The 25,210-nt window shown below is 33.8% G+C and carries 21 protein-coding genes and 1 tRNA gene; 13 read left to right on the top strand and 9 right to left on the bottom strand.

Annotated features, from left to right (window positions below; genetic code table 11):
• Positions 1-43: 43 nt before the first annotated feature.
• Together ACN0TY_RS02385 and ACN0TY_RS02380 are read left to right on the top strand one after the other, a co-directional pair.
• Positions 44-406 carry an MmcQ/YjbR family DNA-binding protein gene (locus tag ACN0TY_RS02385; RefSeq protein ID WP_417443219.1) on the top strand — a complete coding sequence of 121 codons (363 nt, stop codon included), beginning with the start codon at positions 44-46 and terminating at the stop codon, positions 404-406.
• A gap of 80 nt (positions 407-486) precedes the next feature.
• Positions 487-2,220, top strand: a complete 1,734-nt coding sequence (locus ACN0TY_RS02380; protein WP_417443218.1) for a DUF885 domain-containing protein — start codon at positions 487-489, stop codon at positions 2,218-2,220.
• Between the two features lie 22 nt (positions 2,221-2,242).
• Here the strand turns inward: ACN0TY_RS02380 and ACN0TY_RS02375 are convergent, their stop codons facing one another.
• The 7 genes from ACN0TY_RS02375 to ACN0TY_RS02345 all read right to left on the bottom strand — a co-directional run bounded on the left by ACN0TY_RS02375 (position 2,243) and on the right by ACN0TY_RS02345 (position 9,805).
• Positions 2,243-2,887, bottom strand: a complete 645-nt coding sequence (locus ACN0TY_RS02375) for a 2OG-Fe(II) oxygenase (RefSeq protein WP_417443217.1) — start codon at positions 2,885-2,887, stop codon at positions 2,243-2,245.
• Positions 2,888-3,096: 209 nt separating this feature from the next.
• Positions 3,097-4,410 carry a tyrosine--tRNA ligase gene (gene tyrS / locus ACN0TY_RS02370; RefSeq protein WP_417443216.1) on the bottom strand — a complete coding sequence of 438 codons (1,314 nt, stop codon included), beginning with the start codon at positions 4,408-4,410 and terminating at the stop codon, positions 3,097-3,099.
• 122 nt (positions 4,411-4,532) lie between these two features.
• Entirely contained in the window at positions 4,533-5,171 is a 639-nt protein-coding gene (locus ACN0TY_RS02365; protein ID WP_417443215.1) for a DUF4230 domain-containing protein, read from the bottom strand.
• On the bottom strand, positions 5,168-5,512 hold the full coding sequence (locus tag ACN0TY_RS02360) for a DUF4260 domain-containing protein (protein ID WP_417443214.1): 345 nt from the start codon (positions 5,510-5,512) through the stop codon (positions 5,168-5,170). The genes ACN0TY_RS02365 and ACN0TY_RS02360 overlap by 4 nt, the downstream gene beginning before the upstream one ends.
• Positions 5,509-6,261: a cyclase family protein gene (locus ACN0TY_RS02355; protein ID WP_417443213.1), complete on the bottom strand. Its 753-nt coding sequence runs from the start codon at positions 6,259-6,261 to the stop codon at positions 5,509-5,511. The genes ACN0TY_RS02360 and ACN0TY_RS02355 overlap by 4 nt, the downstream gene beginning before the upstream one ends.
• A 13-nt stretch (positions 6,262-6,274) precedes the next feature.
• Positions 6,275-7,417 (bottom strand): radical SAM family heme chaperone HemW, encoded by a 1,143-nt coding sequence (gene hemW / locus ACN0TY_RS02350; protein WP_417443212.1) that lies wholly within the window; start codon positions 7,415-7,417, stop codon positions 6,275-6,277.
• Positions 7,418-7,504: 87 nt separating this feature from the next.
• Positions 7,505-9,805, bottom strand: a complete 2,301-nt coding sequence (locus ACN0TY_RS02345) for an FdhF/YdeP family oxidoreductase (RefSeq protein WP_417443211.1) — start codon at positions 9,803-9,805, stop codon at positions 7,505-7,507.
• 495 nt (positions 9,806-10,300) lie between these two features.
• Between ACN0TY_RS02345 and ACN0TY_RS02340 the strand changes: the two genes are divergently transcribed.
• The 9 genes from ACN0TY_RS02340 (at position 10,301) to ACN0TY_RS02300 (ending at position 21,919) form a co-directional block, all read left to right on the top strand.
• Positions 10,301-10,852 carry a 30S ribosomal protein S16 gene (locus ACN0TY_RS02340; protein ID WP_417443210.1) on the top strand — a complete coding sequence of 184 codons (552 nt, stop codon included), beginning with the start codon at positions 10,301-10,303 and terminating at the stop codon, positions 10,850-10,852.
• 9 nt (positions 10,853-10,861) lie between these two features.
• Positions 10,862-11,386, top strand: coding sequence for a ribosome maturation factor RimM (rimM, locus tag ACN0TY_RS02335; RefSeq protein WP_417443209.1), 525 nt, complete (start codon positions 10,862-10,864; stop codon positions 11,384-11,386).
• Positions 11,387-11,407: 21 nt separating this feature from the next.
• Positions 11,408-12,124: a tRNA1(Val) (adenine(37)-N6)-methyltransferase gene (locus tag ACN0TY_RS02330; protein WP_417443208.1), complete on the top strand. Its 717-nt coding sequence runs from the start codon at positions 11,408-11,410 to the stop codon at positions 12,122-12,124.
• A 274-nt stretch (positions 12,125-12,398) separates the two neighbouring features.
• Positions 12,399-14,684, top strand: a complete 2,286-nt coding sequence (locus tag ACN0TY_RS02325) for a GH92 family glycosyl hydrolase (RefSeq protein WP_417443207.1) — start codon at positions 12,399-12,401, stop codon at positions 14,682-14,684.
• 24 nt (positions 14,685-14,708) lie between these two features.
• Positions 14,709-17,084: a GH92 family glycosyl hydrolase gene (locus ACN0TY_RS02320; protein WP_417443206.1), complete on the top strand. Its 2,376-nt coding sequence runs from the start codon at positions 14,709-14,711 to the stop codon at positions 17,082-17,084.
• A gap of 38 nt (positions 17,085-17,122) precedes the next feature.
• A complete protein-coding gene (locus tag ACN0TY_RS02315; RefSeq protein WP_236957444.1) occupies positions 17,123-18,862 on the top strand; it encodes a GMC family oxidoreductase in 1,740 nt (579 codons plus the stop codon).
• Between the two features lie 12 nt (positions 18,863-18,874).
• The gene (locus ACN0TY_RS02310) at positions 18,875-19,591 is read left to right on the top strand and encodes a gluconate 2-dehydrogenase subunit 3 family protein (protein ID WP_236957443.1); all 717 of its coding nucleotides are present in this window, start codon (positions 18,875-18,877) and stop codon (positions 19,589-19,591) included.
• Between the two features lie 674 nt (positions 19,592-20,265).
• Positions 20,266-21,444, top strand: coding sequence for an acyl-CoA dehydrogenase family protein (locus tag ACN0TY_RS02305; RefSeq protein WP_417443205.1), 1,179 nt, complete (start codon positions 20,266-20,268; stop codon positions 21,442-21,444).
• 127 nt (positions 21,445-21,571) lie between these two features.
• Complete coding sequence (locus ACN0TY_RS02300) at positions 21,572-21,919, top strand: hypothetical protein (RefSeq protein WP_417443204.1); 348 nt, start codon at positions 21,572-21,574, stop codon at positions 21,917-21,919.
• On the opposite strand, the gene ACN0TY_RS02295 is transcribed toward ACN0TY_RS02300, so the two are convergent.
• Positions 21,909-22,676, bottom strand: coding sequence for an enoyl-CoA hydratase/isomerase family protein (locus tag ACN0TY_RS02295; RefSeq protein WP_417443203.1), 768 nt, complete (start codon positions 22,674-22,676; stop codon positions 21,909-21,911). The genes ACN0TY_RS02300 and ACN0TY_RS02295 overlap by 11 nt on opposite strands.
• A 107-nt stretch (positions 22,677-22,783) precedes the next feature.
• A complete protein-coding gene (locus ACN0TY_RS02290; RefSeq protein ID WP_417443202.1) occupies positions 22,784-24,121 on the bottom strand; it encodes an MATE family efflux transporter in 1,338 nt (445 codons plus the stop codon).
• A 113-nt stretch (positions 24,122-24,234) separates the two neighbouring features.
• Between ACN0TY_RS02290 and ACN0TY_RS02285 the strand changes: the two genes are divergently transcribed.
• Together ACN0TY_RS02285 and ACN0TY_RS02280 are read left to right on the top strand one after the other, a co-directional pair.
• A complete protein-coding gene (locus ACN0TY_RS02285) occupies positions 24,235-25,029 on the top strand; it encodes a universal stress protein (RefSeq protein ID WP_236957438.1) in 795 nt (264 codons plus the stop codon).
• A gap of 16 nt (positions 25,030-25,045) precedes the next feature.
• Positions 25,046-25,119 (top strand) — tRNA-Ala (locus tag ACN0TY_RS02280).
• Positions 25,120-25,210: the final 91 nt, after the last annotated feature.

The following is a 25,210-nucleotide window of genomic DNA, read 5'->3' as shown; positions in this document are numbered from 1 at the left end:
AATACTTCTGATTAACTTTAAGAGTTCCTTAAAATTTAGAATTATGGATGTTGAAATGATACGTGATTATTGTCTCTCTAAGAAGCAGGTTACAGAGGGTTTTCCTTTTGATGATAATACATTGGTATTTAAAGTAGCGGGGAAAATGTTTGCACTTTGCGATATCAGTAGTTGGGAGTCGGGAGCTAACGGGATAAATTTAAAGTGTGATCCTGAATGGGCTTTGGAGTTACGAGATGAGTATGAAAATATAAAGCCAGGTTTTCATATGAATAAAGTGCATTGGAATACTGTTACTTATGATGCAACAGAAATGACTCCTTCCTTATTAATGAAATTAATAGATCATTCTTATGAGCTGGTCGTAAAAGGATTGCCAAAAAAAGTTCGAGATTCGATAGTGTAAGATGTTTACCTTAAAAATACTAACTTGGGAACTTTTCAAGATTCCTTCACAGGAAAAGAGATAATCTAACCTATTCTGATATGATTTTTAAGAAATACTCTTTATTGTTTATACTTATTTCTACAGCATTCCAATTTTCATGTAAAACAGAAAATACAACTGATAATTCTGAAGCACTAGCAAGTGTTATTCAAACGGTAGAAGATTTTAAATTATACGACAGAAAGGATCATCCTTTAGGAAGGTATGAAAAGGAATTATTTAAAAAAGATGCAGAGTTTGCCAGTGAGCAATTAGATAGGTTAAAGCAAATACCTTTAGAGAGTTTATCAGAAACGGAACAAATCTCATGGGAATTACTGCGGTTTTCTCTCCAGAATAGAATTGATAAAGTCACTTTTGAAATGTATCTAAATCCTATTCAAGCAGACCAAGGATTTCATTTAGACTTAAATTATCGTATTAAGCCGATATTAAATTACGAAGATGCAAAGAATTATTTAGCTATTTTAAATGATATCCCACATTTTGTAGATCAGAAGATTGTTTTAATTAGAGAAGGAATTGAAAAAGGAATGGCGCAACCAAAGGTCATTTTTAAAGGATATGAATCTTCTTATAACGATCATATTGTTGAAGATCCAATATTGAGTCCTTTTTATAGTCCTTTTGAAAAGCTTCCAGGAATCCTAACAGATGCTCAAAAGGATTCTGTTTTATTGGCTGCTAAAAAAGCGATAAGAGAAAGTGTTGTTCCTGCCTTTAAAAAAATCAAAGTATTTGTAGAAAACGAATACCTTCCAAATACAAGAGCTAAAATAGGTGTTTCGGAAACGCCTAATGGGAAAGAATTTTATCAAAATAGAATTAACTATTACACAACCTCCACAGAATATACTGCTGATGAGATTCATGAAATAGGCTTAAAAGAAGTAGCTCGAATTAAGAGTGAAATGAAAAAAATAATTGAAAAGGTAGGTTTTGAAGGGAGTTTTCAAGATTTTCTGGAGTTTTTAAGAACAGATAAGCAGTTTTATGCCACTTCAGGACGTGAATTATTAATGGTAGCTAGAGATATTGCAAAACGGATTGATGCGGAGCTTCCTAAATATTTTAATACGCTACCAAGAAAACCATATGGTGTTATAAAAGTTCCAGATGCTATGGCGCCAAAATATACTGCTGGACGCTACGCAGGAAGTTCAAATAAAACTACACCAGGTTATTATCTTGTAAATACTTATAATTTGGAGAGTCGGCCGTTGTATAATCTACCAGCTTTAACTGCTCATGAGGCAGTACCGGGGCATCATTTACAAGGATCTTTAAATAATGAATTAGGAGATAGCATTCCAAAATTTAGAAGAAACTTATATTTATCAGCTTATGGAGAAGGATGGGCGCTTTATACAGAATCTTTAGCAGACGAAATGGGAATCTATACTACTCCGTACGAAGAGTTTGGGAAACTTACATACGAAATGTGGCGTGCTTGCCGATTGGTTGTAGACACTGGAATTCATGCTAAAGGCTGGACAAGAGATGAAGTATTAGATTATATGAGGTCTAATACAGCACTTTCTGAACATGAAATTAACACAGAAACAGACCGATATATAGGCTGGCCAGGTCAGGCGATTTCTTATAAAATAGGAGAGCTTAAGATTCGAGAATTAAGGGAAAAGGCTGAGAAAGCATTGGGAGTAGATTTTGATATTAGGGAGTTTCATGAAGTTATTTTAGGGCAAGGTACAGTTACGCTCCCAATTTTGGAGCGTAATGTAAATCGTTACTTAAAAAGTAAGGGTGTTTAATTTTTAAAATATTTTTTAGAGACTACCTTGTTTTTAACCATCCAGTAATGCTGTAACGTTCTGCTGCAAGAACAGGTTTTACCTCGTGTTCTAAAACCTGACTCTCAAAAATAACAATTCGGCCAGGTAAAGGATAGATGTTTTTTGTGATTTCTTGATTGTTTTCCGTTTTGTAAATAGTTAACTCTCCACCATTATCATTCTTCCATAAATCATCATTTAGATAGCAAACAAATGAGAGCTTACGACGGTTGTCATTCTGAAAAGTATCCAAATGACGTTTGTAAAAAGTGCCTTTTGGGTACACTGCGTAGTGGAACTCTTTGTGGAGAATTCCTAAAAAGCATGTTTCATTTAAATAGCTAACAAGGTTATTTATTTTCGAGAAGAATAGCTGTTCGCTCGGGTCATTTTTCTTTTCGTCGATCCATAAAACAAAATCTCCACGAATGGCATTTATAATTTTTTCCTCAAACTTATTACCTATAGCAGCTTTTTTAAAGTTGTCTTCTTCGTATTTTTCAAGTAGAGAGTCTCTAAGTAAGGTTACTTCTTCTGGAGAAAAGAAATCATCAATAATACTATATTGTTGTTCTATAAGATCTGTAATAATATTCTCATACAACGGATTTTCAACGAAATCCAATTGATCAAACAATTCCTTCATTCATTAAATTTAAAAAGCTGGCAAATGTAGTTTTTAATTCTATTGAATGAACAATTATTTTACTGAATGTAAGTGTGTGTAATTGCCTGTTATGAAGTTAATTGATGTGATTTTATGATTTCTATAATTTATCTGATGGAATGGAATTCAAAAAAAATACCCCAAGAGTTTTAAAACTCTTGGGGTATTTTTTAAAAAGAGGTATATTCTTACTTCACTTTAATTACAAAATAGTTTTTCTTACCACGTTGTAGTAATACAAACTTATCGTTAATAAGGTCAGAACTTTTAATTATATAGTCTTCTTTTACTTTTTCTTTATTTACAGAAATAGAGTTTTCTTTTAGCGCTCTTCTAGCTTCTCCGTTAGATTTTAAGAAACCTGTATTTGCAGCTAAAGCAGCAATAACATCTAATCCGTTTTCAATTTCTTGACGTTCAATATCCGCTTGAGGAACACCTTCAAAAATATCTAAAAATGTCTTTTCATTAAGCGATCTTAAGTCGTCTGTTGTTCCTCCAAATAAAATATTAGATGCTTTAACAGCATTTTCATATTCTTCATGAGAGTGAACAAAAGTTGTTACTTCTTGTGCTAAGCGTTTTTGTAATAAACGCATATGTGGAGCTTCTTTGTGCTCTGTAATAAGTGCATCAATTGTAGCTTTATCTAAAAATGTAAAAATCTTAATATATTTTTCAGCATCTTCATCAGAAGTATTCAACCAAAATTGGTAGAATTTATATGGAGATGTTTTATCGGCATCTAGCCATACATTTCCTCCTTCAGATTTACCAAATTTAGAACCATCAGCTTTAGTAATAAGTGGACATGTAAGAGCGAAAGCTTTTGCAGGCTCGTCTCCGTCAGCGTCAACATTCATACGTCTCACTAATTCTGTTCCTGTGGTGATATTTCCCCATTGGTCGCTACCACCCATTTGTAGCATACAACCGTATTCTTTATGTAAATGGTAAAAATCGTATCCTTGAATTAACTGGTATGTAAATTCAGTAAAAGACATTCCAACACCAGAATCGGCACTAAGACGTTTTTTTACAGAATCTTTAGACATCATGTAATTAACAGTAATTCTTTTTCCTACGTCTCTTGCGAATTCGATAAAAGAAAAATCTTTCATCCAATCGTAATTATTAACAAGAATCGGTGCATTTTCAGTAGTAGCATTAAAATCAAGGTATTTTGATAGCACACCTTTAATTCCTGCAACATTTTTTGCCAGCGTAGCTTCGTCTAGTAAGTTACGTTCGTCAGATTTTCCAGAAGGATCTCCGATCATTCCTGTAGCACCTCCAATTAATGCAATAGGTTTATGACCAGATTTATAGAGATGAACAAGAATAATTATAGGCACCAAGCTACCAATATGTAGGGAATCCGACGTAGGGTCGAAACCTATATATGTTGGCGTCATTTCTTTACTTAATTGCTCCTCAGTTCCTGGCATCATATCATGTACCATTCCTCTCCAACGTAGTTCTTCTACTAAATTTGTAGTCATTTCTATTGTTTTTTAGACAGCTGCAAAGATAGAATAATAGATTTATATGAGGAACTCTTTGTTGCTGGAATCCTTATATAGGCGCAATGATAAGCGGATATTTATATGTTATGGATGTGTTGTTACTTTTTGAGAGTAGCTTTTTCTTTAATTTTTTCAGGAATGAAATCGGTTTCTAGCGCTTTGTAGTCTAATTTCCAACCGATTGCTTGAACCATATTTTCAATCATAAGAACTGCATCTAGCGCTTCTTTTTTTGCAGTTTCAATCAATCCGCTTTCAGGGATTTTTTTCAAAATATGCTCTTTGGCCTCACTGTTTAAAGTAGAAAGATCTTCGGTTTTAAACCAATTAAAAAGGCCTTCTTTTATATCATAATATTTTACATCTGGTTCTATACTTAGTACTTCAGGTTGTGGAAATGCAGTAAGAATTATTTTTTTTGAACTCGGGTCGGCATGCATTTCTATTTTCTTTAGATCGAAGCCAATATTTACCTTCGCATTTATTACTAGCAATGCTTTTTTCTTGCTGCTGATAAGTTTCATAAAATGTTCGCGGACATTCTCATATTGATAAATTTCCGCAAACTCCCCTTCTACTGTTACTAGTTTATATACGTTTCTAATTTTCTCTAAAAGTATTACAGATTGTTTTTCTGTACTTTCTGAAGATTTACGTTTCCATAATATTGAAACCAGCCAATAAGTACCAAGAATCCCTAATAGCAGTCCTAATAATATTTGGATAATATCACTCATATTTTTCCTAAATGTGTGTTGTTAAAATTGTCTTTAAATTTTAGTCCATAGCCCAGCATTCTATCAAAAGAAGCATGAGAGAAAATTAATAATCCGATAAATTGAAGGATTTCATTTTTTAAAATAATCCCTGTAAGATATAGAATTATTGCAATTCCTTTATGGTGCAATAGGTTGTATGTTATGGCGCCTAATTTAGAATCTTTTAAGTAACCCAGCATTCCAATATCTGGAGTGAGAAATAAGATTAAAAACCACCACCAATCTATGGATAGCTTGCTAAAAAGAAAAGTTCCTAGTATGAGCATGCAAAACTCTTCTATTTTTAAACTACTTTTCATGAATTCGCTATTTTATATAAAATAGGTTTGCTAGGGGAAGCATCGTTTACAAAAGGAGCTATCTGTAGGTTTAAAATATAGCTACCATCTGAAATTGAATTCGGTACAAAAATAAACTCTGTAATTGTAGCATCCAATCTAATGTTATTATTATAATCCCAAAAACTTTTATGAGCTAATAATTCTCCGTCGTCTTTTTCTTTGTCTACAGAAGGTAAATCTATTAAAAGGTGATTAATTCCAGATTCTCTTATAAAGATAGCGGTTTCTTCTAAAAGATAAGGCGGGTTTGTATGCGAATATTGTTTAGTAAGTTTGGTGTTGGTATTGGGTAGAGTCCTAATAATTAAAGCCTCCGTTGTTGTATCTTTCAGTTTAGATTCTAGGTGCTTTTTTGTGATTACCATATCATTTCCCCTTTGTTCTGGAGAAATAGTTATCAATTCAGCTATAAAGAAGAACTGTTTTAAAACATCATTTATATTATAGAAGTCTCTGGTAATATGGCCAACGCATTCTGTATGCGTACCGTGTGCGTGAGGGTTAAAAAATATGTTATTAAAATTTGTAGAGGCACCTGCTTTAATGCTCCCAGTAAAGTCTCCGTCTTTAACTGGCGTTATCTTTGGGGCAGGAACATACCATGCATTTGGGTTCGAAACATCTCCCTTTAAAGGAATAGAAATATCTAAAGGTTTAGAGAGGTCAACTTCGTATGCTTTATTGTTGTATTTTATGATTGTTTTCATGCAACTTATTGAATCACTCTAAATTTAACATAAAAAGATCGGATGCAATTCCATCGGCTAGAAATTTTCCTTTTTTTGTAGTCTTAAGAACTGTTTTATTTTCTTCTGAAGTAAAAATTAGCAAGTCTCTAGTAATATGTTTTTCAGCTTGCTCGAAAATGTATTTCTTGAAATTTTCACCGAATTCTTCCTGAATTTTATCTATAGAAACTCCCCAAGAAGTTCTTAATCCCGTCATTACAGCTTCATTATATCTATCGATGGGGGTTAATGTTTCTATTTCGCTTGGTAGCATGTTTTCAGTAATGCTTTTAATATACTTCGTGTTATTGTTAATGTTCCAACTTCTATTTTTGCCATTAAAACTATGAGCAGAAGGACCAATGCCAAGGTATTTTTTTCCGAGCCAATAAGCGGTATTGTTTTTACTGAAAAAGCCTTTTTTTCCGAAGTTAGAAAGCTCGTAATGCTCAAAATTATTCTTCTCTAAAGTGTCTACTAATACATCAAAATGTTGTTGCGCTAAGGCGTCATCTACATCTTCTATAATACCTTTTTCTATAAACTTTGCTAATGCTGTTTTAGGCTCTACTGTAAGTGCATAGCTGGAAATATGAGGGATGTTGTAATCTAAAGCTGTTTGGATATTTTCTTTCCAGCGCGCTATAGACATCTGTTGAACTCCATAAATAAGGTCGATAGAAATATTTGCGAAATATCGGGTAGCAAGATCTAGACTCTCTTTAGCTTCTTTAGCATTATGAGCACGGTTCATTAGTTTTAAATCCTCTTCAAAGAAAGATTGTATTCCAATACTTAATCGGTTTATTGGAGTTTGCGAAAATGCAATTATTTTTTCTTTGTCAAGATCATCGGGGTTAGCTTCTAGCGTTATTTCTGGCTTTTCACTTATTTCATAATGATTGTATGCGGTGTCTATTAAAAAATTAATTTCTTCAACTGATAAAACGCTGGGAGTACCTCCGCCAAAATAAATAGTTTCTACAGGCTCATCGATTTCTGACTTCCGAAGAATCATTTCTTGAGCAAGCGCATTTATAAGTTCCGATTTCTTTTTCATAGAAGTAGAAAAATGAAAATCGCAATAGTGGCAAGCCTGCTTGCAAAAAGGGATATGAATGTAAATTCCAGCCATATTACAAAAGTATCACTTTGTAGTTAGAATCCCTCTATTTGATGCATCAGTATATAAAAGGAGTAGTTTTGACGTTCTATTTATTTGTTACGAACTACATTTTTCAATTGTTACTTTTACGGATTTACTAATGGGCGTATAGCTTTTATCTGCAAACTGATTGTGTGGAATTAGAACATTAGTTTCAGGAAAATAAGCTGCCAAGTTGCCTTTCGGTATTTTATAAGGGATCACAAGAAATTGTCTAGCAATTCGTGTAACGCCATCATAATTACTTATAATGTTTATTTTATCGAGTTTTTTAAGCTGAAATTTTTCCATATCATCTTCATTAATCATAACAATACGTCTTTCATTATAAATTCCTCGATAGCGATCATTGAGTCCGTAAATAGTAGTGTTAAATTGATCATGAGATCTAATACTCATCAATAAAAAATCATTTTCTGATAATTCGTGAGAAGGTAAATTACAATTGCTAAACTGTGCTTTTCCCTGCGGAAGTTTACTAAAATCTAACTCTCGGACATTGTTAGGCAAGTAGTAGCCTGTGCCTTCACTCTTTTTAGAAACTTTATTAAAACTAGGAATTACAGCACCCATTTTCTCACGAATAAGATCGTAATTTTCACTTAAATCAGACCAATTTACAGAGTGATTACCATTAAAATATGCATTAGCAATCCCTCCTACAATTTCAGGTTCACTTTTTAAGTTTGTAGAAGATGGAGGGAGAATTCCTTTTGTACGATGAACTTTACCCATGCTATTCTCTACAGTAAGAAATCTAATTTTATTATCTTTTTTATCCTGCTCAGAGCGTCCCAATGTAGGGAGAATTAATGCTTTTTTTCCAGGGATTAAGTGAGATCTATTCAGTTTGGTACTTATATGTACAGTAAGGTTACATTTCTGCAATGCGTTTGCTGTGTATTCTGTATCGGAAGCTGCAGAAACAAAGTTTCCTCCAAGAGCAATAAACACTTTTGCTTTGTTTTCATGCATAGCTTCGATGGCCTTTACGGTATCATAACCTTCTTCTTGCGGAGCGGAGAAATTAAAAACCTTTTTGATGTTATTATTTAACTCCTTATCTACAAAATGCATAATTCCAACAGAGCGATCACCTTGTACATTACTGTGTCCGCGAACAGGGCATGTTCCAGCGCCAGGTTTTCCTAAACTACCTTTTAGAAGCAATAGATTTACGCATTCTTTAATGTTTTCAACACCATTTTTATGCTGTGTAAGTCCCATTGCCCAACAAACAATAATTTTCTTCTTTTTTGCTAATAGAGCTACAGTTTGGTTTATTAAACTCTCTTTTACGCCGCAACGTTTTAAAAGTTCTTCTTCTGAAAATTGATTTAAATGCGATAAGAAAGATTCGTAACCAGCAGTATATTTATTAATAAAATCATGATCAAAAACAGGCTCTGAAGTATCTAGTAAAGCAAGCTTCTTCATGATAAGTTTTAAGAGCGCAACGTCTTCATTTATTTTCACAGGAAGATGAATATCCGTAAGGGCAGTTCCAGAAAATAGGAGCCCGTTTACTTCCTGTGGATTTTTAAACCTTGTTAATCCAGCCTCTTCTAAAGGGTTAATACTTACTACATGTCCGCCGTTATTTTTACATTTCTCTAGAGCAGAAAGCATTCTAGGGTGATTTGTACCTGGATTCTGACCAATCACCATAACCACTTCTGCATCTTCAAAATCTTCAAGTTTTACAGAACCCTTACCTATTCCCAGTGTTTCTACTAATGCTACTCCGCTAGATTCATGACACATATTGGAGCAATCTGGCATATTATTAGTGCCAAAAGCTCTAGCAAATAGACCGTATAAAAATGCCGCTTCATTACTTGATCTACCAGAAGTGTAAAAAACAGCTTCATTTGGAGAATTCAGTTTTTTTAATTCTTCAGCAATAACATTAAAACTCTCCTCCCATGAAATTGGCTTATAGTGTGTGCAGTTTTCCTCTAAAATCATAGGAGTTTCTATACGTCCACTTTTTCCAATTTCAAAATCCGACCATTTGGAGAGTTCTTCAAGAGAATATTTTTCAAAAAAATTGATATCCACTTGTTTAAGAGTTGCCTCTTCTGCTAAGGCTTTTGCGCCATTCTCACAGTATTCTCCTAATTTTGAAGGCTTTTCTGGATCTGGCCATGCGCAACCTGGGCAATCAAAACCATCTTTCTGATTCATGTGTGAAAGTGTAGGTAACGATCTGGAGACTCCCATTTCTTTAAAAGTATGCTCTAATGCGACTTTTACAGCTTTAAAACCAGCAGCATAAACTTCGGGTGTTTTTAATTTTATTCCAGTGAATTTTATGTCACCTTCAAAAGAGACCTTTCTATTGTTTTCTTGTGCCATGATGTTGTGAAGATATAATTTCTGAAAACACAAAGTTACTATTATTATACTAAAACGAGTGCGTTTAGTAACCTATAAGGGGTCTCTTGTATAAAAGTAGTGTATTGTAAATAGTAAAAGCCCGGTATAAACCAGGCTTTCCATCGAAAAAAACATCTCTTTTTTCTTAACTAATATAGTGTAGTAGTTGGGGGGTGAGATGAATCATCACTTATTCGGTAAAATATTATATGATCAATTGTTGTTGAAGGAGCGTGTAAATATACGACATATTAACTATTATATTCATAATTAATAGTAAAACTATAGAATATTTAACATTATTATGTTTTTTTGAAATTTTCAATAAATAATTTATTTTCAGTTTTTTACACAAAAAGAAGTGTTTGATATTGATATCAAAAGAGAAATAGCGTATATTTGCACCCGCTTAAGCCATATGGCGAGCGAAACATAATTAATAATGGGGTCGAGTACCCCGCAAATTAATGGATTATGCCAGTAAAAATTAGATTACAAAGACACGGTAAAAAAGGAAAACCTTTTTATTGGGTTGTAGCGGCTGATGCTCGCGCAAAAAGAGATGGTAAATTTCTTGAAAAATTAGGAACTTACAATCCAAACACAAATCCAGCTCAAATTGACTTGGATGTAGATGGTTCTGTAAAATGGCTTCAGAATGGTGCACAGCCAACTGATACTGCTAGAAGAATTTTATCTTACAAAGGTGTTTTATTAAAGCACCACCTTTTAGGAGGTGTAGCTAAAGGAGCTTTAACAGCAGAGCAAGCAGAAGAGAAATTCAATGCTTGGGTTGAAGATAAAGCTGGAATAGTAGAGGCTAAGCAAAGTGACTTAGACAAAGCTAAAGAAGAGGCTAAAGCTAAAGCATTAGAAGCTGAAAAAGCAATTAATGAAAAGCGTATTGCAGATGCTAAAGCAGCAGAAGCTCCAGCTGAAGAAGAAGTAGCTGAAGAAGCTGCTCCTGAAGCAGAAGCAGAGGCTCCAGCAGCTGATGCACAAGAAGAAAATAAAGCAAACGCTTAATATATTTCCATGAGAAAAGAAGAATGCTTCTATCTCGGAAAAATAGTTAAAAAGTACGGCTTTAAGGGTGAAGTATTGGCAAAGCTCGATACTGATGAACCTGAACTTTACAAAGATTTGGAATCAGTATTTATTGCCCATGGTAATAATCTGGTTCCTTTTTTTATAGAGAAATCTTCCTTGCATAAATCGCAGCTCTTAAGAATGCGATTAGAGGATGTAGATACAGAAGCCGAAGCAGATTCTATTTTGAAGAGTGAACTCTATTTGCCTTTAGAGTTCTTGCCTAAATTAACTGGAGATAAGTTTTATTTCCATGAGATTATTGGTTTTACAATGAAAGATGTGAAGTATGGTGCTGTAGGGACCATTGTTTCCGTTAATGATAATACTGCCCAAGCACTTTTTGAGGTAGAAAATGAAGGTAGACAAATTTTGATTCCAATGAACGATGAGTTTATTGAAAAAATAGATCGAGAAAACAATGAAGTGGTCGTAAAAACTCCCGAGGGACTTATTGACCTATATCTATAAATTCTCTATAATATATTAAAAATGTCTACGAAGCCTTTTAAATTTAAAGAGTTTACTGTTCAGCAAGACCGTTGCGCTATGAAAATAGGAACGGATGGAGTGCTATTAGGAGCATGGACTTCTTTAAAAGGTAATCCTTTTTCTGTTCTAGATATAGGAGCAGGAACCGGATTAATTGCATTGATGCTCGCGCAAAGGAGTAATGCCGAATTAATTGATGCAATAGAAATAGACGATGATGCTTATGAGCAATGTGTAGGTAATTTTGAAACTTCTTCATGGGGAGATCGTTTGTTTTGTTATCATGCAGGTTTTGATGAGTTCGTTGAGGAGATTGAGGATAAATATGATTTGATAATTTCCAATCCTCCTTTTTATACAGAAGACTTTACAAGCCATGATAACCAAAGAGAAAAAGCACGATCTAATTTTTCACTCCCTTTTGAAGATTTATTAAAAGGAGTGTCTCTTCTATTATCTTCTAGTGGAGTTTTTAGTATCATTATTCCATATAAAGAAGAAGTTAGTTTTTTAGAATTGGCTTCAAAAAACAACCTTTTTCCTAATCGAGTATTACGAGTTAAAGGAAATCCCACTTCAGAAGTTAAAAGATCTCTTATAGAATTGTCCTTTTTAGAATCAGACTGTAATTATGAAGAACTGATTATAGAAAAAGAAAGACATAAGTATACCACAGACTATATAGAGCTTACCAAAGACTTTTACTTAAAAATGTAAGTATCTAGAAGATGTTTATATTTTCACTTTACTAATCAATAATATTGTATGCTTCTTTAAGCTAGAGACTTAATTTTGCGTCAATATTTATTTTTTTGTAATATAGCAGAACCTTATCTAAATTAATATTATAAGTCATCTTGGTTAATAATTGCTAAAACGTTTTACTAATTATTAATTTTAAAATAAGAAAGCTTAAGCTATTTGTTTTATTTTAGATAAATTACAATAAGCAAACAACTAAAAAAGCTTTAATGTTAAGCTATATTTACTTATGAGACCATCATTTTTTATCTATTTTATATTTATATGCGCTGTCTCTTTTGGACAAACAAAGCAAATAGCTTCAATTGAGAATCCAATTGATTATGTCAAGCCCTTAATGGGAACCGACTCAAAACCAAGTATGTCTAATGGTAATGTATATCCAGCTATTGCAATGCCTTGGGGAATGAATTTTTGGACACCTCAAACTGGTAAAATGGGGAATGGTTGGGCATATGAATACGATGCAGATAAACTCCGAGGTTTTAAACAAACACATCAGCCATCACCTTGGATGAACGACTATGGGCAATTTGCTATCATGCCAATTACTGGAAAGTTAGTTTTTAATGAAGACGATCGTGCAAGTTGGTTTTCTCATAAAGCCGAAACCGTAAAGCCTCATTATTATAGTGTTTATTTGGCGGATCACAATGTTACCACAGAGATTACACCAACAGAAAGAGCTGCTCGCTTTAGATTTACTTTTCCAGAAACTGATAGTGCTTATATTGTAATCGATGCATTAGACAAAGGATCATATGTGAAATTACTTCCGAAGGAAAATAAAATAATAGGTTATACTACTAAAAATAGCGGTGGAGTTCCTGATAATTTTAAAAATTACTTTGTTATTGAATTTGATACGCCTTTTGTTAGTACAAATACTTTCAGCAACAATAAACTTCAAGATGTTTTAGAAAATGAAGCAGATCATGTTGGTGCCGTTGTCGGATTTAAAACCAAAAAAGGACAACAGGTAAATGCCAAAGTAGCGTCTTCTTTCATAAGCATTGAACAAGCTGAAATTAATTTAAAAGAAATTGGGAATAAAGATTTTGATGCTTTAAAAGAGGCAGGAAGAAATATATGGAATAAAGAATTAAATAGAATTAAAGTAGAAGGCGGAACTATAGATCAGTTTGAGACTTTCTATTCTTGCTTATACCGTTCTCTTCTTTTTCCAAGAAAGTTTTTTGAATACGATAAAGATGGAAACGTAGTTCATTATAGTCCATACAATGGTAAGGTCTTGCCTGGATACATGTTTACGGACACAGGTTTTTGGGATACCTTCCGATCTCTGTTTCCTTTCTTAAATCTAATGTATCCTGAGTTAAATGTTCAAATGCAAGAAGGTTTGGCAAATGCTTACAAAGAAAGTGGATGGCTGCCAGAATGGGCAAGTCCAGGACTTAGAAGTGTTATGGTTGGAAATAACTCCGCTTCTGTAGTTGCAGATGCTTATCTTAAAAATAAAGATGCTAATTACGACATAGAAACACTTTATGAAGCTGTTATTCATGGAGCAAATAATGCAGGGCCGCTTACTGCTGTTGGTCGTGCCGGAGCAGAATATTATAAAGACTTAGGTTATGTTCCTTACGATGTAGATATTAATGAAAATGCAGCCCGTACATTAGAATATGCTTATGATGATTTTGCAATTTATCAGTTAGCAAAAGCCTTAGACAGACCTAAAAAAGAAATAAAACTTTATAAAGAAAGAAGTTTAAACTATAAAAATCTATTCGATAAGGAAACCAATTTAATGCGTGGTAAAAATAAAGATGGTAAATTCATGGAGCCATTTAATCCATTTAAATGGGGAGATGCTTTTACCGAGGGTAATAGTTGGCATTATACATGGTCTATTTTTCATGATATCCAAGGACTTATGGATTTAATGGGAGGGAAAGATAGTTTTACAGCTAAACTAGACGAAGTATTTACTTTACCACCAATTTTTGATGAAAGCTATTATGGAGGTGTTATCCATGAAATTCGCGAAATGCAAATAGCAAACATGGGGCAATATGCACATGGGAATCAACCTATTCAACACATGATTTATTTGTATAATTATGCTTCTCAGCCATGGAAAACTCAGTATTGGGTTCGTGAAACAATGGATAGAATGTATATGCCTACGCCAGACGGTTATTGTGGTGATGAAGATAACGGACAAACATCAGCTTGGTACGTGTTTTCTGCAATGGGATTTTATCCAGTTTGTCCAGCAACGGATGAATATGTTTTAGGTGCCCCACTATTTAAAAAGCTTACTGTTGAATTACAAAATGGCAAAAAAGTTATAATTGATGCTCCTAATAATAATGACAAGAATAGGTATGTGGATCAAATGAGTCTTAACGGGCAGAATTATAGCAAAAACTTTATCAGTCATAAAGCTTTAATGGAAGGAGCTAAGATTGATTTTGAAATGAGTAGCACGCCTAATAAGAATAGAGGAACAGAAAAATCAGATGCTCCATATTCTTTATCAAATGAATAAAATGTAAATTGTTTAAGAGAGATTATGATAAAACCTCCTAAATTTATATATGAATATACGTTAAAGTTTGCTGTTTTTTTCTCAGCATTAATGTTTGTGGCGTGTAATCAGAAGAAAGAAGTCGCTAATGAGTCAGCTTCTAATCATACTGATGATTTCCAAAATTTAGTCCAGTATGTAGATCCAATGATTGGAACTGCCAAAATGGGACATACATATCCAGGTGCTACGGCTCCATTTGGGAGTGTACAACTAAGTCCAGATACGGATACCATTCCTTATGAGATAGATGGGCATTATAATCCAGATGTATATAAATATTGCGCAGGATATCAATATGATGATACAACTATTGTTGGTTTTAGTCATACACATTTTAGCGGTACAGGACATTCAGATTTAGGTGATTTTTTAATCATGCCTACTGTAGGCGAGCTTCAAATGAATCCAGGAACAGAATCTAATCCAGATACTGGGTATCGTTCACGATTTTCTCATAAAAATGAGCATGCAGAAGCTGGTTATTATAGCGTTCAGCTAGAAGATTATAATATTAAAGCTGAATTAACTGCGACTACACGTGTAGGGATGCATCAGTATACATTTCCAAAATCGGAAGCATCTCATATTATTTTAGATCTAACATCGGGAATTTATAATTATGAGGAGAAAAATGTATGGACCTTTGTTCGTGTAGAAAACGATACGCTAGTTACTGGTTACAGACAAACTAATGGTTGGGCAAGAACACGTAAAGTTTATTTTGCGATGGCTTTTAGTAAGCCAATCACTAAATATGGTCAAGAAAATTATGACAATAATGTTTACAAGGGCTTTTGGAGAAAGTTTGACCAAAACACTAACTTTCCAGAAATGGCGGGAGAAAATTTAAAAGCATATTTTGATTTTAATACTTCTGAAGGTGAAAAGGTGAAAATTAAGTTTGCTATTTCTCCTGTGAGTACAGAAGGGGCTATTAATAATATGAATGTAGAAATTCCTCATTGGGATTTTGAAAAGGTCAAGGAGGAAACACAAAGTTCATGGAATTCTGAACTGAATAAGGTTCAATTGGATCCTATAAATCAAGATGAAATGGTAAATTTCTATACGGCAATGTATCATGCTTTTCTTGGTCCAACAGTTTATATGGATGTTGATGGTAAATATCGTGGTTTAGACATGAATATTCATCAAGCTGAGAATTTTACAAATTACACTAGTTTTTCTTTATGGGATACATACAGAGCATTACATCCATTATTCAATGTATTGCAACCTAAGAGAAATTCAGACATGATTAATTCTATGGTTTCGCATTATAATCAAAGTGTACATGGGATGCTTCCAGTTTGGTCTCATTATGCCAATGAGAATTGGTGTATGATTGGATATCACAGTGTTTCTGTAATTGCTGATGCTATTGTAAAAGGTAATACAGGTTTTGATGCTGAAGCTGCACTTATGGCAAGTGTTCATACAGCAAAGGTTCCTTATTACGATGGCTTAGAATATTATATGGAAAAAGGATATGTTCCAGAAGATAAAAATGGTTCTTCTGTTTCTAAAACGCTAGAGTATGCTTATGATGATTGGGCAATTGCGCAGGCAGCAAAGAAACTAGGGAAGGATGATATTTATAACGAATTTAGTGAACGTGCTGAGAATTATAAAAATGTATATGATGAGAAAAGCGGGTTTATGCGTCCTAAATTAGACGACGGAAGCTTTAAAAAGGATTTTGATCCATTAAATACTCATGGGCAAGGTTTTATTGAAGGTAACTCGTGGAATTATAGTTTGTATGTCCCACACGCGCCAAATAAGATGATTGAAATGATGGGAGGTAAGGAAGTCTTTTCGCAGCATTTAGATTCGCTTTTTTCTATGGATTTACCAGATAAATATTTTGAAAATACGGAAGATATTTCCCGTGAAGGAATAATTGGTAATTATGTTCATGGAAATGAACCTTCTCACCATGTAGTGTACTTGTATAATTGGACAGATACTCCATGGAAATCTCAAGATAAAATTAGGATGATATTAAAAGCAATGTACCAACCTAAAGCTGATGGTTTAGGTGGGAATGATGATTTTGGACAAATGAGTGCTTGGTATATTTTTAGTACTTTAGGGTTTTATCCAGTTGCACCAGGCTCAGATGTATATGCATTAGGAAGCCCTGCGATGAAAAGCGCTACTGTGAATCTTGAAAATGGTAATAAATTTAAAGTGGTTGTTAAGAATCAATCAGAAGAAAATGTATTTGTCGATAAAGTTTTATTAAATGGTAAAGAGTTAAAGGAACCATTTATAAAGCATGACGATATTATAAAAGGAGGCGAGTTAAACTTTTATATGAGTAATCGCCCAAATAAAATCCTTTACAATAAATAAGATTTATATAAAATTAATATTAACTAATACAAACGTAAATGTCTTTTCAAATTAAAGAAGCGTCTAAGGTTTACGACATTTTGGTCGTGGGTTCTGGAGCTGGAGGAGGAATGGCGACAAAGGTGCTTTCTGAAGCTGGTTTTAAAATAGCCTTGCTAGAAGCTGGACCTAATTTTGACCCTGCTAATCCCGATCAACAAACGCAATTTAAATGGCCTTATGAATCTCCTCGTCGAGGGGCTGGAAGCACAAGAGCTTTTGGAGATTTCGATATGGCTTATGGTGGATGGAAGCTAGATGGCGAACCGTACACTCATAAAAATGGATCTAAATTTGATTGGTTCCGTTCTAGAATGGTTGGTGGAAGAACAAATCACTGGGGACGTATATCGCTACGTTTTGGGCCTTTGGACTTCAAAAGAAAAGATTTTGATGGAAAAGGAGATAACTGGCCTATTTCTTATGACGATGTAAAACCTTACTATGATAAGGTTGATAAATTTATTGGAGTCTTTGGTAGTAAAGAAAACATTAAAAATGAACCAGATGGGTATTTTTTACCACCACCAAAACCCCGTTTACACGAATTATATCTTAAAAAAGCAGGAGCAAAATCTAATATTCCTGTTATTCCATCAAGACTTTCTATTCTTACTAAACGTGTAGATAATCGTCGTGGTGCTTGTTTCTATTGTAGTCAATGTTCTCGTTCATGTAGTATTTACGGAGATTTCTCGTCTTCATCTGTTTTGGTAAAACCAGCATTGGAGTATGATAATGTAGATCTCTATGTAAATGCAATGGTAAGAGAGGTTTTAACGGATGAAAATGGAAAAGCTACAGGTGTTTCTTATGTAAATAAATATGATAATCAAGAGTACACGGTAAAAGCAAAAGTTGTTATTTTAGCTGCTAGTGCTTGTAGTTCTGCTAGGATTTTATTGAATTCTAAGTCAGAAAGATTTCCAAATGGAGTTGCCAATTCAAGTGGTGTAGTAGGAAAGTATTTACACGATTCTACAGGAGCTTCTAGATCTGCAATAATCCCTGAATTAATGGAAAGAAAACGTTATAATGAAGATGGTGTTGGAGGAATGCATTTATATGTTCCATGGTGGTTAAATGATAAAAAGGATCTTGGATTTTCTAGAGGATATCATATTGAATATTGGGGAGGTATGGGAATGCCTTCTTATGGAGCTGGAATGGGAATTCAAAATCTTAATGGAAAGTTTCAAAAACCTGGCGAAAATAAAAAGGCTGGGGGTTATGGAGTTGGACTAAAAGAAGATGTTAGTAGATATTATGGTGCCACGGTTGGTATGGCTGGTAGAGGTGAAAGTATTCCGCAGAAAGATAATTACTGTGAGATAGATCCTAATGTAGTCGATAAATACGGAATTCCAGTGTTGCGTTTTAACTATAATTGGACAGACGATGAGGTTAAGCAAGCAAAACACATGCAAGACACTTTTGAAGAGCTTTATCATAACATGGGAGCTATTCCATTGGGAGATAAGCCTGGAAAAGAAAGCGATTATGGATTAGATGCTCCAGGAAGAATTATTCACGAAGTGGGTACAACGAGAATGGGTGATGATCCTTCTACTTCTGTGGTAAACAGATATAATCAAACGCATGATGTGCCAAATTTATTTGTTATGGATGGTGGAGCTTTTGTTTCTCAAGCAGATAAAAATCCTACATGGACAATTTTAGCATTGGCTTGGAGGGCGTCTGATTATCTTACAGAAGAAATGAAAAAAATGAATATTTAAAACATAAAAATCATGGATAGAAGAAAAAGTTTAAAAGCCATGGTGGCAGGTACTGTTACTTCCGGATTTATGTTTTCGGGATGTCTTACTGATACCGAAGAGCCAACCATTGCAAACACAGATGCGCCAAGTGATAGTGATAATAATTACGACACAACACGTACCAAAGAAGAGTTAGCCTATGAAGAGGAGTTACGTGCTAAAGGGGCTTATTTTAACGATCATGAATTAGAAACACTTACCGTTCTTGCTGATATAATTATTCCTGCTGAAGGTGATTATAGTGCAGCTAGTAAAGTAGGAGTCATAGACTTTATCTCATACATAGTTTTAGATATGCCGCATCATCAATTACCACTTCGAGGTGGGATTATGTGGATAGATCATGAAAGTAATAAACGCTTTAATAAGGTTTTTAAAAGTATTTCTGAAGAGCAACAGATAGAAATCGTTGAAGATATTGCTTATCCAGATGATGTAAAACCACATCTTGTTCAAGGAGCTCGCTTTTTTACACGTTTAAGAGATTTAGTGTCTACGGGATATTTTACAAGCGAAGAAGGGATTAAATATCTTGGCTATGTTGGGAATACACCAAATGTTTGGGATGGAGTTCCAGACGATGTTTTGGCTCAATATAATATGAAATACGATCAGCGTACTTTAGATATTTGTATTAAACCTGAAGAAAGAAATGAAATTGCTAATTGGGATAATTACGAAGTGTAATAGCCGTTTATTAGTTTAGATCATATTAAAAGAGCATTTAATTAATTTTAGATGCTCTTTTTTTATATAAGATTCTGGCTAGTAGCATAAAAGCAAAAATAAGCCATTCCTTTACTATAAATAATTTTCACTATATTTAGTATACCAAGAGTTTAATTGGTTGGTTTTTATATTAAACTATAATTCAGTAAATGAAAGAATATGTGGATAGTAGTTATTGCGGTTTTAATTTTTTTATTAATGAATTTTGTTCATTATATAGCTCTTAGTGACTATGTTAAAAAAATAGGCGGGAAAAATATGTGGAAGACATGGGTAGGTAGACTTTATTTCTGGCAAAGTTCAATAATAACCAGTAGTGCAGCAACTCTTTTTGTCATGTTTCTCTTGAAATGGACAAACATTTTATAATTTATATTTCTCTGTTGAATGTTAATTTATTTTCCTTCTGAAAATAGAAAACAACCCACTATTAACAACAAAATTTCTAGGTAATTACATTAAATACTAAATGTACTCTACAGAATCATAAGGCAGTTTTAAATCTCGATTACCAGTAAAACAACTATTAACTTCATACTTCACTTAATAAACGGGTAAAATATAACAATACATCGTTGATATGTTATATTTCTTTGGTTATATTTGAGTAAAACAATTCATAAAAGTTAACCATGAAACCAGACCTTTTCGAAGCACCTGATTATTATAATATAGATGATTTACTTTCCGAAGAACATAAATTAGTGCGTGACGCTGCGCGTAGTTGGGTTAAAAAGGAAGTTTCTCCAATAATTGAAGACTATGCTCAAAAAGCAGAATTTCCAAAACAAATTATAAAAGGACTAGCAGAGATAGGAGCATTTGGTCCCTATATTCCCGAGGAATATGGAGGTGCAGGTTTAGATCAGATTAGTTATGGTCTTATCATGCAAGAAATAGAAAGAGGAGATAGCGGTGTTCGTTCTACAGCATCTGTGCAATCCTCTTTAGTTATGTACCCTATTTGGAAGTATGGATCGGAAGCACAGCGTAAAAAGTACCTTCCAAAATTAGCTTCAGGAGAGTTTATGGGGTGTTTTGGACTTACAGAACCTAATCATGGCTCTAATCCTGGAGGAATGGAGACTAAATTTAAGGATGCTGGGGATCATTATATTTTAAACGGAGCAAAGCTTTGGATTTCAAATGCCCCATTTGCAGACATTGCCGTAGTTTGGGCAAAAAATGAAGAGGGGCGTATCCATGGCCTCATTGTAGAAAGAGGTATGGATGGATTCTCAACGCCAGAGACTCATAGTAAATGGTCGCTTAGGGCTTCTGCTACAGGAGAATTGATTTTTGATAATGTAAAAGTGCCTAAAGAAAATATATTGCCTGGTAAAAGTGGACTTGGAGCTCCTCTGGGCTGTTTAGATTCTGCTAGATACGGAATCGCTTGGGGCGCAATTGGTGCAGCTATGGATTGTTATGATACTGCGTTGAGGTATTCTAAAGAACGAATTCAATTTGGAAAGCCTATCGCTTCTACACAACTTCAGCAAAAAAAGTTAGCTGAAATGATTACAGAAATTACAAAAGCACAATTGCTAGCACTTCGTTTAGGTCAACTTAAAAATGAAGGAAAAGCTACTTCTGCTCAAATTTCTATGGCAAAACGTAATAATGTTAACATGGCTCTAAATATAGCAAGGGAAGCTCGGCAAGTGCTAGGAGCTATGGGGATTAGTGGTGAGTATAGCATTATGCGTCATATGATGAATTTAGAGAGCGTTATAACCTATGAAGGAACCCATGATATTCACCTGCTAATAACTGGGGCGGATATCACGGGAGAACAAGCTTTTAAGTAGTTGATTCTCTGTCTTTAAGAGCCTCGATTTTAGCATTTTTTTATGAATTTCGCTATTTATCAAAATCATAATATTTTGTATATTTGTTAATATAATTAGAGTATAATAACAATTAAGCAAAATAGATATGAAAAAGAGATTGTTTTTTGCAGTATTCTCATTTTTTGTGTTTGCTGTCCAAGCACAAGATAAAGAGGTTAAAGTTGGAGATGTTCTAACAATTAATAGTATTTCTGAAAGTACTTACAACCACATTGATTTACCTAGAAAGAATATTATTATAAAAAGAGGTGGAGTACCAAACTACAAATCTGTTTATAACAATGAAGTTGTAGTAACTGAAATTAATACAAATGCAGATGGAGAGCAACTTGCAGTTTTAAAAAGAAAAGATGGACGTAAGTTTTTTACTAGTTTTCCAACTATTAAAGCAAATGTCACAAAAGCTATTGATAGCGAAGAGCTTATTTTTTAAATTTCTCTAATGCTTTCTTAGTAAAGTCAGATAATACCAATTTTCCTGATGTTTTAGCTCTTTCTTCTAAGAGCGAATCCCAGCTTTTGGTATTTTCCCATAATGCCTTTTTCATGGCATATAACGATTCTGGGTTGTATCCCGCTAATTTGTTCGTTAGAGTATTGATTTCATCATCTACTTCGGTAAGAGTTTCATATACTTTGGCATACAACCCTTTTTCTTTAGCCCAATAAGCATTTTTCCATTCGGTAGCTGCAATTGTTAATTCTGCCAAAGCGGCTACTCCCATTTTACGCTCTATCGCAGGAGCAATTACAAAAGGACCAATACCAATAGTAAATTCGGATAATTTAATAGCTGCTGCTTCTGTTGCAATAGCATAATCACATGCCGCAATAAGTCCAACACCACCTCCTACAGTTTTTCCTTGAATGCGACCAATAATTAGTTTACTACATTTTCGCATGGCATTGATAACATTTCCAAAACCACTAAAAAAAGCCTTTCCTTGTTCATTGTTTTCAATAGCAATAAGTTCATCAAATGAAGCTCCAGCGCAAAATGCTTTTTCACCTTCACTCTTTAATACAATCAGGTGAACTTCTTCATTTTCAGATAACGAATTTATTTCATCAGTAAGTCTTTTCAAAAGTATTGAAGGGAAAGAATTGCTTGCAGGATGCCCAAATTCTAGGATAGCAATATTATTTTCAATTTTAGTGTATAAACTTCCGTCAATTCTATCTGTGCCCATATTGATAATATATAAAAGGTGTTTTCCAAATTTAAGAAATCTAAGTCTCTTTTGCTTCTTGAGTAGATTTTAAATCTGCTTTTAATGGTTATTTATTTTTAGTTAAATCATCTGGGTGTAGATTCATTAACATATTTTCTTCTGAATTTAATTACTAGTGCTGAAGATCGAATAAGCATCCAAACAAAGAAAGCAATCCAAATAGCGTATAATTTATAATCAAATGAATCTAATAAAAATAGTGTAGGAGCAAACCCAAGGAAAGTAGCTGCTAAAAGAACATTTCTGAGGTAGCTAGCCTCGCCTAACCCTTTAAATATCCCGTCGAACATAAAAGCAACTGCATTAACGGGTTGCATGATTAATACAATCCAAAATACCGATGAAAAGAGACCTAAAACGGCTTCCTCTTTGTTGAAAAGACGTCCTATTTCGTCATAAAATAATCCACAGATTACCATCAAAATTAGGGAGATTATAATAGCATATTTACAAATATCGATACTTAAATACCATAAGCGCTTGTAATCTTTGGAACCTAATAACCTTCCTGAAATAGCATTTCCTGCATTAGCATACCCATCAATAAAAAAAGAAAAGAAAAGCCATATGTTCATTAAGATGCTTTGTGCGGCAATATAATTTTTTCCATAGTCTGTAGCATAACTGTTTGCAAGATAAATGGCGAAATTTAAAGCTGCTGTTCTCACAAATAAATTAGCACTCATCAATAAGAGCTTTTTCATTTGTGGATTTATATTAGTGCTTATCTTAAAGTTAAAAGGGGTGTTATAAATGTAAAAAAAGATTGCCATTATAAGCATTACTAGCTGTGCAATAACACTGGCGTATGCGGCACCTTTAAGATGCATAGCGGGAATTATTCCATCAATTCCATATACTAAAACATAATCTAAAATAATATTTACTGCAGCTCCAGTTAAGCTACATGCCATAGCCCAGAGCGTATTTTGCATACCTCTAAAAACACCAAAAATCCCGAATGTTACTAGTGTAAGTGGATATCCAAGCGCTCTAATTTGGTAATAATCGGCTGTGTATTGTAAAATAAGTCCTTCAGCATTATATAGACTGAAGATACTTTCTGCCACCCACGCAGTTCCAAAGTAAATTATTAAGCTAAAAAGAAAATTAAATGCTAAAGCTTGAGGAACTAATGTTTTAACAGCATGCAGTCTATTTGCTCCATAATGTTGAGAAACTATTGCAGAAATAGCTGTTTTTGTCTGCGCTACAATCCAGATTATTGCAGAGAGAAATGAGCCTACTATTCCTGCTGCCGCTAAGGCTTCAACTGGATTTTTTTCCACGTTACCGATAATAGCTATGTCTGTTAGAGAAATTAGAGGCTCAGCAATTCCTGCAATAATTGCTGGAATGGCTAGTTGATTAATTTCTTTAAAGTTAATTTTAGCTTCTTTCATAATAGAATAATGCCAATTTTAGCCTTAAAAATCGACGAGAAAATATTTTTATGTAAATTTAAACGCAAAAGTAAGAAAGCATTTTATCAATCATTCTTTAAACACCATACCATATGAAAAATATTTTGGTTCCAATAGGGACATCCGCTAATACTACAAATACTTTGCAGTATGCTATAGATTTTGCTAAGTTTTTTGATAGTAAGATTTATCTTATGCAAGCATACACATTTTTTAACAAAGCAGGTTCTATTGCAAATGTCGAGCAAGTAGTTGCAAAAACTACTACAGAGCAATTAGAAGAAGTTGTAAGTAAGGTTGATAAAAAGGGAGTTTCTATTACGATTACCGCATATAATGGAGAGGTTTTAGATGGTATAAAAGCTGTGGATAAGCAATATGGAATAGATTTGCTAATTATGGAACCTAGGAGTACAGATATTCGTGAAGAAGTTTTCTTAGGGAAGACTACTGGAAAAATTGTTAAGCAAACAGATATCCCTACTCTAATAGTTCCTGAGGGGAATACTTTTAAAGATTATAATACAGGGCTTGTTGCATTTAAATCTGGGATCGTAAAACGTCCGTCGATATTGGATCCATTGGTGGCATTTAAAGAGAAGTTTAAGTTAAGTTTGAACTTGCTCTTAGTTAAAACACCTAGTTACGTTGAAGAAGATTTACAAGTTGATAGTACACTTAAATCTCTTAGTGACGATGTGAAGGTTACAGAGAATACGACTACGTTTGAAGGAGTTTTGGAGCATTTCCAAGAGCATAAACCAGAGATATTAGTAGTGTTCAGAAGAAAACGAGGATTTTTTGCTAAGCTTTGGGAAAAAAATATAATTTTAAAGCGAGAATTTAGATGTACAATCCCGCTTTTAATTCTAAGTGTAAAGAAGTAGTGTTTAATTATTTATAGGGGCATTAGCTCAGCTGGCTAGAGCGCTACACTGGCAGTGTAGAGGTCATCGGTTCGACTCCGATATGCTCCACATAAAACGTAATCATTTTTAATAGTGATTGCGTTTTTTTGTTTGTTAAACTATGTTTTATAAAATGTCTTTTAGCTTACAGACAAAGTTG

Origin of the sequence: Joostella sp. (assembly GCF_048266025.1) — a bacterium.
Classification (GTDB): domain Bacteria; phylum Bacteroidota; class Bacteroidia; order Flavobacteriales; family Flavobacteriaceae; genus Galbibacter; species Galbibacter atrarenae.
The sequence above is the reverse complement of the archived record's forward strand: the minus strand, read 5'-3'. Positions and strand labels throughout refer to the sequence as shown.